Source organism: Xanthomonas sp. CFBP 7698, assembly GCF_003600855.1.
GTDB classification, from domain to species: domain Bacteria; phylum Pseudomonadota; class Gammaproteobacteria; order Xanthomonadales; family Xanthomonadaceae; genus Xanthomonas; species Xanthomonas cannabis.
Map to the genome: position 1 here is coordinate 539969 of NZ_PRDN01000001.1, position 13930 is coordinate 553898.

At 67.1% G+C, this 13930-nt stretch carries 11 protein-coding genes; 3 read left to right on the forward strand and 8 right to left on the reverse strand.

All coding sequences use genetic code 11. The features are described 5' to 3' along the window. Positions 1-163 precede the first annotated feature (163 nt). Complete coding sequence (locus tag XnspCFBP7698_RS02335) at positions 164-787, forward strand: DNA-3-methyladenine glycosylase (RefSeq protein ID WP_104579615.1); 624 nt, start codon at positions 164-166, stop codon at positions 785-787. Here XnspCFBP7698_RS02335 and XnspCFBP7698_RS02340 read toward each other — a convergent pair. Beyond that, complete coding sequence (locus XnspCFBP7698_RS02340; RefSeq protein ID WP_104579614.1) at positions 727-5121, reverse strand: DEAD/DEAH box helicase; 4395 nt, start codon at positions 5119-5121, stop codon at positions 727-729. The two genes, XnspCFBP7698_RS02335 and XnspCFBP7698_RS02340, sit on opposite strands and share 61 nt — an antisense overlap. 295 nt (positions 5122-5416) lie before the next feature. Here XnspCFBP7698_RS02340 and XnspCFBP7698_RS02345 point away from each other — a divergent pair, with 295 nt between their 5' ends. Next, positions 5417-5761: a DUF3301 domain-containing protein gene (locus XnspCFBP7698_RS02345; RefSeq protein WP_010382418.1), complete on the forward strand. Its 345-nt coding sequence runs from the start codon at positions 5417-5419 to the stop codon at positions 5759-5761. 491 nt (positions 5762-6252) lie between these two features. Here XnspCFBP7698_RS02345 and XnspCFBP7698_RS02350 read toward each other — a convergent pair whose 3' ends face one another. From XnspCFBP7698_RS02350 to XnspCFBP7698_RS02380, 7 genes are all read right to left on the reverse strand, one after another. Next, a complete protein-coding gene (locus XnspCFBP7698_RS02350; RefSeq protein ID WP_104579613.1) occupies positions 6253-6693 on the reverse strand; it encodes a ClpXP protease specificity-enhancing factor in 441 nt (146 codons plus the stop codon). Positions 6694-6771: 78 nt separating this feature from the next. Next, a complete protein-coding gene (locus XnspCFBP7698_RS02355; RefSeq protein WP_039407816.1) occupies positions 6772-7407 on the reverse strand; it encodes a glutathione S-transferase N-terminal domain-containing protein in 636 nt (211 codons plus the stop codon). A 735-nt stretch (positions 7408-8142) separates the two neighbouring features. Beyond that, positions 8143-8901, reverse strand: coding sequence for a cytochrome c1 (locus tag XnspCFBP7698_RS02360; RefSeq protein ID WP_166748751.1), 759 nt, complete (start codon positions 8899-8901; stop codon positions 8143-8145). Beyond that, positions 8894-10153, reverse strand: a complete 1260-nt coding sequence (locus tag XnspCFBP7698_RS02365) for a cytochrome bc complex cytochrome b subunit (protein WP_104579611.1) — start codon at positions 10151-10153, stop codon at positions 8894-8896. The genes XnspCFBP7698_RS02360 and XnspCFBP7698_RS02365 overlap by 8 nt, the downstream gene beginning before the upstream one ends. Then, positions 10153-10797 (reverse strand): ubiquinol-cytochrome c reductase iron-sulfur subunit, encoded by a 645-nt coding sequence (petA, locus tag XnspCFBP7698_RS02370; protein ID WP_039407822.1) that lies wholly within the window; start codon positions 10795-10797, stop codon positions 10153-10155. The genes XnspCFBP7698_RS02365 and petA overlap by 1 nt, the downstream gene beginning before the upstream one ends. A gap of 366 nt (positions 10798-11163) precedes the next feature. Next, positions 11164-12153, reverse strand: coding sequence for a lytic transglycosylase domain-containing protein (locus tag XnspCFBP7698_RS02375; protein ID WP_104579610.1), 990 nt, complete (start codon positions 12151-12153; stop codon positions 11164-11166). 48 nt (positions 12154-12201) lie between these two features. After that, positions 12202-13167: a WYL domain-containing protein gene (locus XnspCFBP7698_RS02380; protein WP_104579609.1), complete on the reverse strand. Its 966-nt coding sequence runs from the start codon at positions 13165-13167 to the stop codon at positions 12202-12204. A 94-nt stretch (positions 13168-13261) separates the two neighbouring features. On the opposite strand from XnspCFBP7698_RS02380, the gene XnspCFBP7698_RS02385 reads away from it, so the two are divergent. Next, positions 13262-13903: a glutathione S-transferase family protein gene (locus XnspCFBP7698_RS02385; protein ID WP_104579608.1), complete on the forward strand. Its 642-nt coding sequence runs from the start codon at positions 13262-13264 to the stop codon at positions 13901-13903. The last annotated feature ends 27 nt before the right edge of the window (positions 13904-13930 follow it).

The window sequence follows — 13930 nt, forward strand, 5'->3', positions numbered from 1 at the left end:
GATGCGAGCGCCGCCGCCGCGCCTATTCAGCCGATTGGATGTGCGCTTTTGTGACAGGTCAGACGCTCCTGCGCGTCTCCATTCGGAAAACCCCTACCCCCGCTCGCCCAACTGTCCGGGACAGTCCGCAGGGACATCACGGCGCGGCCGCTAGGCTTGCCGCATGTCGTCCACACCATTACCCCGCACGTTCTACGCCCACGATTCGCGCCAGGTCGCCCCTCGCCTGCTCAACAAGGTGCTGGTCAGTGCAGACGGCCGGCGCGGCCGCATCACCGAGGTCGAGGCCTATTGCGGCAGCGAAGACCCGGCCGCGCACTCGTTCCGCGGCATGACCCCGCGCACGCAGGTGATGTTCGGCGCCCCCGGGCACCTGTATGTGTATTTCATCTACGGCATGCATTGGGCGATCAACGCCGTGTGCGGCGGTGCCCCCGGGCATGCGGTGCTGATCCGCGCACTGCAGCCGCTGGCCGGGCTGGAGGCCATGCAGGCCGCGCGTGGTGGCACCGCAGCGGCCAGGCTGTTGACCACCGGCCCCGGCCGCCTGGCGCAGGCCTTCGGCGTAACCGCGGCGGACAACGGGCTGGACCTGACTGCTGCCACGGCACGCCTGTGGGTGGAGGATGACGGCATGCCGCCCCCTTCGGTGCCGTTGGCGACGCCGCGCATCGGGATCCGCAAGGCGGTCGACCTGCCCTGGCGCTGGGTGGTCCCGGACAGTGCCTATCTGTCGCGCCCGCTGCCACGCGTCACCGGCACCCGTGCGCCGATGGCGGGCGACTGAGCCAGCCACTGCTCCATCGGCGTCGGCTCGGCGGCACCAGGCCCGCGTTGCAGCAGGCGCAAGGCCTGCCCGGACTGTTCCGGCGTGAGTTCCTGCAGTGGCTGGAAACGGTCTGCCGCCCACACCGCCATCGGCAGGCCATCGAGCGAGGCCACGCGGTTGCCGGGTACCCGCGCGACGCGTTCGCCGGGCAGCAGGCTGCCCAGCAGATTGGCCGGGTCGCTGGCGCTCACGCAGACCCACTGCTGCTGCGGAGCCTGCGCCCGCACGCGGCGCAGCGCGGCAATCGCCTCCGGCAACGCGAACTGTTCGCCGGACAGGCCGGCAATGAAGCGGCCACCACGGATCTCGCCACGCGCTTCCAGGCGCTGGTACATGCGTAGCAATTCGCGCCACGGCGGCAACCACGCCGCCTCGCGCTCGAGCAGCCGCCAGCAGACCACGCCGTAGCGGCGCAGCAGCGTGCGCGCCACGTGTTCGAGCATCTCCTGATGCCGCTCGCCGGCCTCGGCCAGCGGCAACTCCGCAAGCGCACGGACCGGCGCCCAACGACCGGCATCGCGGATGCCCAGCGCACTGGCGCGACGCCGCTGGCGCGACAGTGCCGACGGCCGCTTGGAGGCCGGCACCAGGAGCGCGCGCAGCCCGGCATAACTGTCGCAATGCACGCGGCCGCGCATTACCAGTTCGCTCAAGGCATCTTCCAGCTCGGTGCTCATCAGATGCGCGGCATCGGCAATTTCGTCGAAGAACAGCGCGCCCTGCTGCTGCAGGACCTCCACCACCCGCTGCGCGCGCGAACCCAACGGCTCGTCGTCGGCCGCTCGTGCCAACCCGCTCCAGCGTTGCGCCTCACGGCGCGGCAGCAGCACGATGGGCGTGGCCCGCAGCGCGGCGCCGCTGCGCCCGCCGCCGGGCCGCAGGCGCGCCCACACGGTGCGCCCGGCGGTGCACAATTCGTCCAGCCAGGCCGGCTGGTAGTCGCGCACGCGCGCCGGCAGCAATTCGCCTTCCCACAGCACGGCCGGCGCTTCGAACCCTTCCAGTTGCCCCACCACGCCCGCCAGCGCGTCCGGGCCCGCGACCCGGCTGGCGCTGTCCAGATGCTGCCATTCGAACAGGAAGCGGGCGTAGTCGCGCTGCGAGACCGGCTCGATCTCGCGCCGCAACCGCCCCAGCGTGTAGCGATGGATGCGCGCCAGCAGGTGGCGCTCGCACCACTCCTCCGATGCCGCCTGCGCACTGAACTGCCCGGCCATGACGTAGCCTTCGCGCTGCAAGGCCAGCAGCGCCGGGGCGATTTCCGCTTCGGGCAGGCGCAGGGCGCCGGCGAGCCCGCCCACCTGCGCAGGGCCCACAGCCGACAGCCGCCCGCGCAACAGCTCGCGCACTGCACGGTCGCGTTCCCAGTCGGGCACCCGGCAATCGGCGGGCACCTGCAATGGCGGTTGCGCCACGGCGCCGGCATACAGCGGCATGAACCACTCGATGCGCTCGGCGCTGATCCACAGCGCGGGCGCAGCGTCGATGGTCAGGCAGCTGGCGCGGCCGGCGGCGGCCAACGCGGTCAACCAGGCCTGCCATTGCGCATCGGTCGCCTCGTCCACCGGCAGCACGCCCAGCCCGACCAGCGCCTCGTGCATCTCTTCGGCATCGCGCGGTTGCGGCCATGCTTCTTCGCGGACCGATGCGATGGCCTGCGGGTCCAGGCGCCCCAGATCGTCGCTGCTCTGCGGCGTGTAGCGCCGGCCCTGTACCGCCTGGGTGCGCCGCTCTTCCAGCGGCGCATCGTCCAGAAACGCGTACGGACGCGCGTTCAACGCTTCCGCCGCCAGTGGCGACGGTGCGGCCAGATCACGCGCCACCAAGCGGATGGCTCCCGATTCCAGCCCGCGCAGTACCTGCAACCACCCCTCGCTATCCATCGCCTGATGCAGGCAGTCCTCCAGCGTCTGCGTCACCAACGGGTGGTCCGGCACCTCGCGCTCGCCTGCCAGGTTTTCCGCGCAGGCGACCTGATCCGGAAATACGGTAGCCAGCAGGTCTTCGGACTTCATGCGTTGCAACTGCGGGGCCACCTTGTTGCCGCCAGTGAACCGCGGCAGCGCCATCGCATTGGTGGCGTTCCAGCGCCAGCGCACGCCGAACAACGGCGCGTCCAGCAGTGCCTGGATCAAGACATGCTCGGCCGACGACGAATGCAGGTAACGCGCCACCTCTTCCAGGGCAAAACTATGACTGGTGGACAGCGACAGCACGATGGCGTCTTCGGTCGCTGCGGCCTGCAGCTCGAAGTTGAAGGTGCGGCAAAAGCGCTTGCGCAGTGCCAGGCCCCAGGCGCGGTTGATGCGGCTGCCATACGGCGAATGGATCACCAACTGCGTGCCGCCGCTGGCATCGAAGAAACGCTCCATCACCAGGCACTGCTGGGTGGGCATGGCGCCCAGCGCGGTGCACGCCTGGGCAAGGTAGTCCACCAGTTGCTGCGCCGCCTCGGCAGACAGCGCCAAGGTCTCGCACAGCCAGTCACGCGCGCGCTGATGCGGGGCAGTGTCCAGCCGCGCCGCGATCTCGCCACGCAGGCGCGACACCGCCGCCGACAACTCATCGCTGCGGCCGGGCGCCTCGCCCAACCAGAACGGAATATTGGGTGGCGCCCCCCGGGCATCCTCCACCCGCACGCGGCCTGCATCCACACGCAGGATGCGGTAGCTGGCATTGCCGAGCTGGAACACGTCGCCGGTGAGGCTTTCCACTGCGAAATCTTCGTTCACCGTGCCGATCTTCTCGGCCTGCGGCTCCAGCACCACGCTGTAATCGCCGGTTTCCGGAATGGTGCCACCAGAGGTCAGCGCCGTCATGCGCGCGCCGCGACGTGCGTGCAGCCGACGATGCACCGCGTCGCGATGCAGATAGCCGGCGCGCGGGCCCAGCCGGGTGCTGAAACCCTCGCACAGCATCCGCACCACGCTGTCGAAGGTGGCGCGGCTCAGCCGAGCGAACGGCCAGGCGCGGCGCATCAGCGCAAACAGCGCATCCTCGTCCCAGTCCTCGCATGCCGCTTCGGCCACGATCTGCTGCGCAAGCACATCGACCGGCGCCAGCGGAATGCGCAAGGCATCCAGTTCGCCGCGGCGCACGCTGTCCAGCAAGGCAGCGCATTCGACCAGCTCGTCGCGGGTCTGCGGAAACAGCCGCGCCTTCGGGGTGCCGCCGACCTTGTGCCCGGAGCGGCCGGCACGCTGCAGGAACGTGGCGATCGAGCGTGGCGAGCCGAGCTGACACACCAGATCAACATCGCCGATATCCAGCCCCAGCTCCAGCGAGGCGGTCGCCACCAGCACGGTGAGATCGCCGGCCTTGAGGCGCTGCTCGGCCAGCAGGCGCGTCTCGCGCGACAGACTGCCGTGATGAGCGGCGACCCGCTGCTTGCCCAGCAGATCGCCCAGATGCCGCGCCGCACGCTCGGCCATGCGCCGCGTGTTGACGAACACCAGCGTAGTGCGGTGCTGCTGCGCCAGCGCAGCCACTTCGGCATAGACCTGCAGCCATTGGTCGTTGGACATCACCACGCTCAGCGGGGTCGGCGGCAACCCCAGCGCCAGATCGCGCGCGCGCGTGTAGCCGATGTCCACGATCTCGCAGGGCGGCGGCGCACCGTCTTCGCCAACGCCAACCAGGAACTGCGCCACCGTCTCGATCGGCTTCTGGGTGGCCGACAGCCCAACCCGCGTGATCGGCCGCTCGGCCAACCGCTGCAGCCGCTCCAGTGTCACGCTCAGGTGACTGCCGCGCTTGTCCGCGGCAACCGCATGAATTTCATCGACGATGACGGTCCGCACATGCCGCAGCGCGTTGCGGCCGGAGGCCGACCCCAACAGCACGTACAGCGACTCCGGCGTGGTCACCAGGATATGCGGTGGCACACGCCGCGCCTGCGCCCGCTCGCGTTGCGGTGTATCACCGGTACGCACCGCCGTGCGCACCGGCACATCCGGCAGGCCACTGGCGGCCAGCGCCGCGCGGATGCCCTGCAACGGCGCCTCCAGATTGAGATGGATATCGTTGGACAACGCCTTCAGCGGCGACACATAGACCACGCGGGTCTCATCGGGCAGCATTCCGCCATGCTCGAGTCCGTCGCGGATCAATGCATCGATGGCCGCGAAGAAGGCAGTGAGCGTCTTGCCCGAGCCGGTCGGCGCGGCCACCAGCGTATGCCGCCCGGCCTGGATTGCCGGCCATGCGGCGATCTGCGCAGGCGTGGGCGCAGCGAAGGTCTGCGCAAACCACGCAGCGACAACGGGATGGAATTGCTGCAGAACAGGATGCATGGGCAGTGCCCGACGCCACCACGGCAACCGGCCGCGCGGCGATCGGATTCAACTCGGCGGGACTGCACTGGATGGGGGTGCGATGCCGTGCATGCAAGCCTGACCCACGCAAGGGCGTAAACGGTTTAGTGCGGTTGTGTCCTGCACCGACAGTCGATCGCTTGCGCAAGGGTTTCAGGGCCTCGTGCCGAACACGCGGACAAGCGCGCCGTCCAAGTCGTCGCGTCCTCGTACCTGCAACGCGGCAGCACCGCTGGATTGTCGTCCAGCCGCCCGCCATGGCACATTGGCTGCCATGCCCAGTCTTATTCTCTTCATGATTGCCGGCGCAGCGCTGTTCGCGTTCTGGAACTCCTCGCGCGCCGCTGCCGAACGTGCCGACATTCTCGGCCGCAATGCCTGCCGCGCCGCCGATGTGCAGTGGCTGGATCAGAGCGTGCACTCCACCAACATCCGCATCTGCAGAATGCCCAATGGATGGCTCGGCTTCGAGCGCACCTTCCGCTTCGAATATTCCTACGACGGAGCGGACCGCCACAGCGGCAAGCTGGTGCTGCGCGGCGACCAGCTGATCGCCTTTACCGGTCCGCAGGTCGCCACCGTGCGGGCGCTGCATCCGGAGCAGGAGCGGCTGGAATGATGCGCCGTCACCGCTGCGCGCATCCTTCCACGTAACGACACCTGACACCGCGACGACGCGTCGGGAACCCGCTGCGCTGCAAGTGCCGGTCGGTCGCATTGCGCCAGCCAGCACGGCGTAGGGAACGGTTCGACCAATTGGCCGCGAGCTCACCGGCAGTGGTTGGTATCCGTCTCCACTCCCCCTCAATCAGGGCAGCTCTACCTCGTCTCCCCGTGCAGATGCGGTCGATGCGTCCGCGCGCATGCGCACAGCGGATCGCCCGCCAGGCACGCGTCAGCAGGCGAGATATGGCGTCGCTCTCGATGCCGAAGAGGCATGCGGCAGCGGGCGTGTCGGTGTCACTGCGCGCAACCAGACACGCCGCGCCTTCAATGACGCGCTAAATGACGTATTGGTCGGGGCAAACGCACGTGCCGGAGGCATCCGCTGCATCGTGCGCGATGTGACGGACGCGCTCCACCGGGACTGGAACGTGACCGTCGGCAAGCCTACTTGACCACGCGCAGATGCGGGCGCTTGCCACCGCTGGGTGGCTCGTCCGGTGACGGTGCGCTCGGCGGCGGTGTGCCGGGATCCGGCGGCTCGCTGCTGGTGCCGGGGATGTCGTCCGGCAACGCCATGCCCTGCCCGGTTTCGCGTGCATACACTGCCAATACCGCAGCCATCGGCACCATCACCGGATAGCTGACGCCGCCAAAGCGCGCAGTGAAGCTCACACTGTCGTTGTCGACCTGCAGGCCGACGACGGCACGCTCGGCGATGTTCAACACGACCCGGCCGTCCTTGACGGCACTTGCCGGCACCTGCACGCCAGGCAGTCCTGCGTCCACCAGAACGTGCGGCGTCATGCCGTTGTCGTTGATCCATTCGACCAAGGCCCGCAACAGGTACGGGCGATGGCTGGTCATGCGGGGGAAATCTTCGCTCATGGCGTCATTTTACCCGGACACGACCCGCAACGGCGGCGAGCGGATCGCAAGTCGGTCTGTTGGCATACAGCCGTCGCATCAGCCCGGCAGGTCGCGCAGCTTCTTTTCCTGCTCGGTGAGGCTGCGAATGAAACCGGGATTGCGGAAGATCCGGTTGCCATAGTCCTCGATGGCCTTGCCATCCTTGGGCAGGCCGATCTCCAACGCATCCAGTCGCCAGATGATCGGCGCCATCGCGCAATCGGCCAGACTCATTTCCGGATTGAGGAAGAACTTGCTGGCCTTGAACAGCGGCACCGACGCTGTCAGCAACTCCTTCAGACGCTTGCGGCCGGCTTCGGCCTGGGTCTTGTTGCCGAGCTGGATCGCCTGCACCTGTGGCACCCAATCGTGTTCGATGCGCAGCATCGCCAGGCGCAGGCGCGCGCGCGACAACGGATCGACCGGCATCAGTGGCGGATGCGGATAACGCTCATCCAGGTACTCGCTGACCACCGAGGCCGCGTACAGCACCAGATCGCGCTCGACCAGGGTTGGCACCGAATGATAGGGATTGAGATCGATCAGATCTTCGGGAGGATTTTGCGGGTCGACCGGAACCAGGTCGTAGGTCACCCCTTTCGCCGCCAGGACCAGACGGACCCGGTGGCACAACACGTCGTCGTTGGACGAAAACAAAGTCAAGGTATTCCGCATACGCACACTCGTCGCCATTCAAGGCTCTCCGACGACCGGAATCCGCCGGCCGCATCGGCGCGGCCGGCCCAACGCCGACCGTCACCACGGTCTATCGAGTGTGCAATCACGTCACGCAAAAGCCAAGAGTGCTAGGGCGCATTGACACCTGGGCAGCAGGTGATGTTGCGGGTCAGTCAGGGATGGAGAGCGTGGCCTGACGGCTCGACCCAGCGTCGGCGACGTGCGCCTCGTCCAGCGTCCACGGAGGCTGGCAGCTGGATGGGCATCGACGTCGGTGTGCCGTGCATCGATGCTGTTTGACCGTTGCATGACGCGATCAGGACGTTCGATGTGCCAGCTAGCGTGTTGATGCGGGGCCGGGTCGGCCAATGCGATGGCCAGTCGACGGTTCGGGCTGCAACGACTGCAACGACTGCAACAACAGCAACAACTGCGCGCACGAGGAGTGCGGCCCCAGGTCTGGTGGAGGGGCTGCGTGCACTGTCAAGCGCGACTTGGCGCGTTAGGCCTGCGCAATCGTGTGCCTGTGTTCAATGGCGTGTGCCGCGCAGCATCTCGAAGGATGCTGGTGACCGATAGGCTGAGTGCGCTTGTTCGCGAGCGCCATGCTCCACTTGCGCGCCGTACCCTCACCCCAACCCCTCTCCCGCCGGGAGAGGGGCCGCCTGGCTTTGCTGCCTGGCTTTGCTGCCTGCTTACTGCCCGGTCTTGCTGCCTGCTTACTGCCGGGTCAATGCGCGTGCGGTCCGTTCAATGCACGTCCTTCCAGTATTCCTTCTTCAGCAGGTAGGCGATGAAGGTCAGCAGGGCCAGGAACAGGATCACCCACACGCCCATGCTCTGCCGCTTCAACGCGGCAGGTTCGCCCGCGTATTCGAGGAAGTTGGCGATATCGCGCACGGTCTGGTCAAATTCCACCGGCGTCTGCCGCCCTGGCTGCCCGAGCTTGAGCGCTTCGACCGGTTTGTCGCCGGTGGCCTTGTCGGCCGGGCCGAACTGCGCCTGTTGCAGACCTTGCAGCTCCCACAACGGATTGGGCATCGAGGCGTTGGGGAACAACTGGTTGTTCCAGCCCAGCGGGCGGGTCTGATCCAGATAGAACGACTTGAGATAGGTGTAGACCCAATCGGTACCGCGCACGCGGGCAATCAAGGTCAGGTCCGGCGGCGCCTTGCCGAACCACTTGGTGGCCGCATCGTGCGGCATGGTGCCCTCGATGTGCTCGCCGATCTTGGCACCGGTGAAGTTGAGGTTGCTCATGACCTCCGCTTCGCTCAAACCCAGATCGCTGGCCATGCGCGAATAACGCAGGTACTTCAACGAGTGGCAGCCGGAGCAGTAATTCATGAACAGCTGCGCACCGCGCTGCAGCGACGCGCGGTCGCCCAGGTCGTTGCCGGCCTGCTGCACCTTGCCACCCTCGGCAGCGACCGCACCCGCCGCCAGCGTCAGACCGCACAGCACCGCGATCACGCGCGACGTCCATGACCTCACGTTGGAATTAGTCATGGGTGGTCACCCGCTCCGGAACCGGCTTGGTCTTGTCCAGCCGCGTCCACACCGGCATGGTGATGAAGAAGGCGAAATACAGGAAGGTCAGCACCCGCCCGACATAGGTCTCGTGCGCGTCGGTGCCGGGACCGGAGCCGATGACGCCCAGCCACACGAAGCACACCACCAGCACGCCCAACGCCACCTTGGAAATCCAGCCGCGATAGCGCACCGAGCGCACCTTGGCGCGGTCCAGCCACGGCACCAGGAACAAGATGGCGATCGCCGAGAACATCACCAGCACACCGCCCAGTTTGTTGGGCACCACGCGCAACATGGCGTAGTACGGCGTGTAGTACCACACCGGTTTGATGTGCTCCGGCGTCACCAGCCGGTTGGCCTCGGTGAAGTTGTCGTGTTCCAGGAACAGACCGCCGAAGGCCGGCGCGAAGAAGATGATGAAGGCGGCGATGAGCAGCAGGAACCCGACCCCAACCAGATCCTTGACCGTGTAGTAAGGATGGAACGGAATGCCGTCGGCGGGCTTGTGCGCATCCCAGCGATTGCCCTTCGGTCCTTTCTTAATGTCCACGCCATCGGGGTTGTTGGAACCCACTTCATGCAGCGCGCCGATATGCAGCACGATCAGCAGCAACAGCACCAGCGGCAACGCGATCACGTGCAGCGCAAAGAAGCGGTTGAGCGTGGCATCGCCGGGCAGGTAGTCGCCCATGATCCATTCGGTCAGGCCATTGCCGATCACCGGAATGGCGCCGAACAGCGAGATGATGACCTTCGCGCCCCAGAACGACATCTGCCCCCATGGCAACACGTAGCCCATGAAGGCTTCGGCCATCAGCACCAGGTAGATCAGCATGCCCAGGATCCACACCAGCTCGCGCGGCTTCTGGTAGCTGCCGTACATCAGGCCGCGGAACATGTGCAGATACACCACGATGAAGAACAGCGAAGCGCCGGTGCTGTGCATGTAGCGGATCAGCCAGCCCCACTCCACGTCGCGCATGATGTATTCGATCGAGGCGAATGCATCGGCGGCGCTGGTCTTGTAGTGCATCGTCAGGAAGATGCCTGTGACGATCTGGTTGACCAGCACCACGATGGCCAGCGAGCCGAAGTAGTACCAGAGGTTGAAGTTCTTCGGCGCGTAGTACTCGCTGATGTGCTTGCGGTACATGGGCATGAGCCCGGGCGCGCGTTCGTTGACCCAATCGAACACGCCGTTGGCAGTACGGACCAGGATATTGCTCATCAGGCAGCCCCCGTGCTTTTCGCCGACGACCCGGCACCGTCCGGATCGACGCCAATCACCAGGGTGTTGTCGTCCACGTAATGGTGTGGGGGCACCAGCAGATTGATCGGTGCGGGCACGCCGTCGAAGACGCGGCCCGACATGTCGAAGCGCGACTTGTGGCAGGGACAGAAGTAACCGCCCTTCCACTGTGGGTCGTAGGGCTCGGGGCGGATCTCGGCCACCATTTCCGGCGAGCAACCCAGATGCGTGCACAGCCCCACCAGCACCGAGATGTCGGATTTGATCGAGCGGTATTCCGGGTTTTTCAGCACGTATTCCGGCTGCTGGTCCTTGTTCTCGGACTTGGGGTCCTTGAGCCGGCCGTCCAGCGATGGCAATGCGTCGAGCATCGCCTTGGAGCGTTTGACGATCCAGATGGGCTGACCGCGCCATTCCAGGACCAGCCGTTGCCCTTCCTGCAAGGCGCTGATGTCGGCGGTCACCGGTGCGCCGGCCAACTTGGCGCGTGCACTGGGGTTCCACGACTTCACGAACGGAACTGCGACAAATCCTGCTCCGACCGCACCGACCACGGCTGTTGTCGCGGTCAAAAACCGACGACGCCCGGTATCGGCAGGTGCGTTAACCCCATCGTTGGCCATCCGGCTCTCCGATCTTGATTAGGTAGCGTGAGGCTGCCAACGGCTGGCGGGGGGTCCAGCCGTGATGAATCGACCGCAGTGTAGCGGAACGCTTAATGCACAGACAATGCAATGTACGCAGTCGGACCTGCGCGATGCAATGGCCGCTGCAGACGGCCGCGCTGCGCCCTGCGCACCCCTTGCACGACCAAGGTGCATCGCAGCGTTGTCACATATGCAAGCGGCCCACCGCGAAGCCAGTGCGCCGCACTGCCACTACATCACGACACGGGTGCGGTGCCGACCACACTGCGGACTGCGTCGCAGCATCGGCAGGCACGCGACAGCGTGCCATGCTGCATCGCAGGGTGAGCGTGCGACGTGCGCTCAGTTGGCGCTTGCGTTCTGCCCGCGATAACGGCCGGCCAGCAGGCCGACGCGTTGGACATAACGCTGGGTCTCGCTATAGGGCGGCACACCACCGTAGCGATCCACCGCGCCTTCGCCAGCGTTGTAGCCGGCCGCCGCCAGGGTCAGATCGCCGTTGAAGCGCTTGAGCAACCACGACAGATATTGCACACCGCCGCGAATATTTTGCGATGCATCATAGGCATCGCTGACACCGAAGCGACGCGCGGTGCCGGGCATCAGCTGCATCAGCCCCTGCGCTCCGGCGCGACTGAGTGCCAGCGGGTTGTACGCCGACTCGGCATGGATGATGGCGCGCACGATCGCTTCTTCGACCCCGAATTCGCGCGCTGCCGAGGCGATCTCCTGCTGGTAGGCCGCCGTGTTGAGCCGGATCGCGCCGAAGTTGACGCCCGGCTTGGCGCCACAGGCGTAGCAGGCCTCGATGAAGCTGTAGTGGATGGTGCGCAGCCCTTCGATGCTGGCCACCTGGCGTGGGCGTGCGCTGGTGTAGTGGCGCACGCCATCTTTCATATAGGAATAGACCTGCCCGCTGACCACCCGGCGCGGATTCACCGCTGCGGCCGGCGCGGCGGGCGGCATGAGCGATGTCGCACGCTCTGCCTGCGGACGCGGCACCGCCACCGCAGCGGTCTCGGCAGTGCGCCGTGGCGGCGGACTGATGATCGTGGCAGGCGCGCCGCTGTCGATGCTGTTGATGCTGGCAAGTGGCCGCGCGGACCCGGCCGACACTCCCGGTGCCGCCAGCGATGACACTGGCGGCACGCGCCGCGCTGAACGGTCCGGCGTGTAGCTGCTGATGACGCTGCACGTCGCCCCGCTCTGGCGCTTGCTCAGGTAGCTGGTGATGCCGTCGCCGCTGACGCACTTGTACAGCGTGCCGGCGCTGACCGGCGCGGCCGACAACGTGACAAGCAACAGCCCCAGCGTTCTTGACATCCCCTTCATGCGGCGGAGTGTCCCAGCTTGCCCCGGGCTTGCCAAGGGCGTCCGCGTTCAGGCCGATAACCGGTCCAGTCGCGTCTGCAATGTCTCCAGGGCAATGCGCAACGAGGCGCCCACCTCGGCCGGCGCGATCGCCTCGAACGGCAAGTCGAGCAGCAGCAGGTTGGCTGCCAACGCAGGCAGGCTCGGCGCTCCCAGGCCGAGCCAGCAATGGCCTGCCCCGTCGGCTTCCAGCGCGCCCAGCCATGGCGGGATCTGCGCGGCCAGCGTTTCCAGCGATCCGGCCAGGCGGACTCGGACACGGCACGGAAACGGCGCCTCGCCGATGGCCTTGCGCAGGAGCTGCAGCGGCTCCTCCGGCAGCGCACGCGTGGCGAACCGGGCGCCGGTGGCGATGGCCTGGTCGATCCGGTCGGCGCGCAGGGTGCGCCAGTCCTGGCGCTCGCAGTCCCACGCCAGCAGGTACCAGCGCCGGCCGTAGTTGACCAGCAGCGCCGGCTCGACGCAGCGCACGATGGCCGCACCGGAGTGGCGCCGATAGTGCAGCCGCAGCGTGGCACGGTCGCGGCACGCGCCGGCCAGGAGCGCCAGCATCGCCGCGTCCACCAGGGTGCCGCTCTCGGCCAGCGGCATGCTGGCCATGGCCGCGTGCGCGGCACTGGCACGCTGGCCGCTGCGCCGCGGCAGCAACGGGTCCAGTTTGACCAATACCCGTGCGGCGGCCGTGTCCATCCCGGCGATGGCCGGCGCTGCCGCGCGCAGTGCGATCGCCACGGTCAGCGCTTCTTCTTCCTCGAACAGGAGCGGCAAGGCGGCCGCTCCCTGCCCCAACGAATAGCCGCCGCCGCTGCCGGAGGTGGCATGCACCGGGTAACCCAGCTCGCGCAACCGCTCGATGTCGCGACGCAGGCTGCGCGGGTGGACTTCCAGCCGTCCGGCCAGGGCCGTGCCGGGCCAGTGCCGGCCACCTTGCAGCAGGGAGAGCAGTCGCAACAGACGGGCAGCGGTCGAGGCCATGACAGCACCGTATTGCGGACGGAAACTGTCCGCAATAGCGCCCTAAGATCGGCATACCAGCCATCACTACCCAGTCGCATTCCAGGAGCCCGCAATGTCCGACGCCCGCCATATCACCCTGTTCCACAACCCCCGTTCGCGCTCGCGCGGTGTGCTGGTGCTGCTGGAAGAGCTGGGCGCCAGCTACGATGTTCGCTTCGTCGATCTGGAACACGCGCAGCAGCGCTCGCCGGAGTTCCTGGCGATCAACCCGATGGGCAAGATCCCGACCATCGTCCATGGCAGCAGCGTGGTCACCGAACAGGGCGCCATCTACCAGTACCTGGCAGAGATGTATCCGGAAGCCGGGCTGTCGCCGGCGCCAGGCGATGCCGACCGTGGCGCCTACCTGCGCTGGCTGGCGTTCTACGGCTCGGCCTTCGAGCCGGCGATCATGGATCTTGCGCTCAAGCGCGAGGCGCCACCGCGCTCGCTCTCGCCCTATGCCGACGCCGATACCGTGCTGGCGGTGGTCCATGCGCAGCTGGCGCAGGGCGACTACCTGCTGGGTGCGCGCTGCAGCGCGGCCGATGTGCTGTGGGGTGGCGCACTGGGCTGGATGGTGGAATTCGGCCTGATCGACCCGCCGGCACCGACCCGTGCCTACATCGCCCGGATGGCCGCACGGCCGGCGGTGGCCCGCGCCGCAGCAGTCGATGGCCGGCCCGGTGCGGACGCTGCCTGCCCAAGCGGGTAAACTGCGCGGCTCACTCAACCCGCCTGG

Excerpts from the sequence above, each read along its gene's own strand:
- XnspCFBP7698_RS02360 (WP_166748751.1), bottom strand. The coding sequence starts at position 8,901 with ATGACTAATTCCAACGTGAGGTCATGGACGTCGCGCGTGATCGCGGTG.
- XnspCFBP7698_RS02350 (WP_104579613.1), bottom strand. The coding sequence starts at position 6,693 with ATGAGCGAAGATTTCCCCCGCATGACCAGCCATCGCCCGTACCTGTTG.
- XnspCFBP7698_RS02385 (WP_104579608.1), top strand. The coding sequence starts at position 13,262 with ATGTCCGACGCCCGCCATATCACCCTGTTCCACAACCCCCGTTCGCGC.
- XnspCFBP7698_RS02340 (WP_104579614.1), bottom strand. The coding sequence starts at position 5,121 with ATGCATCCTGTTCTGCAGCAATTCCATCCCGTTGTCGCTGCGTGGTTT.
- XnspCFBP7698_RS02375 (WP_104579610.1), bottom strand. The coding sequence starts at position 12,153 with ATGAAGGGGATGTCAAGAACGCTGGGGCTGTTGCTTGTCACGTTGTCG.
- XnspCFBP7698_RS02355 (WP_039407816.1), bottom strand. The coding sequence starts at position 7,407 with ATGGCGACGAGTGTGCGTATGCGGAATACCTTGACTTTGTTTTCGTCC.
- XnspCFBP7698_RS02365 (WP_104579611.1), bottom strand. The coding sequence starts at position 10,153 with ATGAGCAATATCCTGGTCCGTACTGCCAACGGCGTGTTCGATTGGGTC.
- petA (WP_039407822.1), bottom strand. The coding sequence starts at position 10,797 with ATGGCCAACGATGGGGTTAACGCACCTGCCGATACCGGGCGTCGTCGG.
- XnspCFBP7698_RS02380 (WP_104579609.1), bottom strand. The coding sequence starts at position 13,167 with ATGGCCTCGACCGCTGCCCGTCTGTTGCGACTGCTCTCCCTGCTGCAA.
- XnspCFBP7698_RS02345 (WP_010382418.1), top strand. The coding sequence starts at position 5,417 with ATGCCCAGTCTTATTCTCTTCATGATTGCCGGCGCAGCGCTGTTCGCG.
- XnspCFBP7698_RS02335 (WP_104579615.1), top strand. The coding sequence starts at position 164 with ATGTCGTCCACACCATTACCCCGCACGTTCTACGCCCACGATTCGCGC.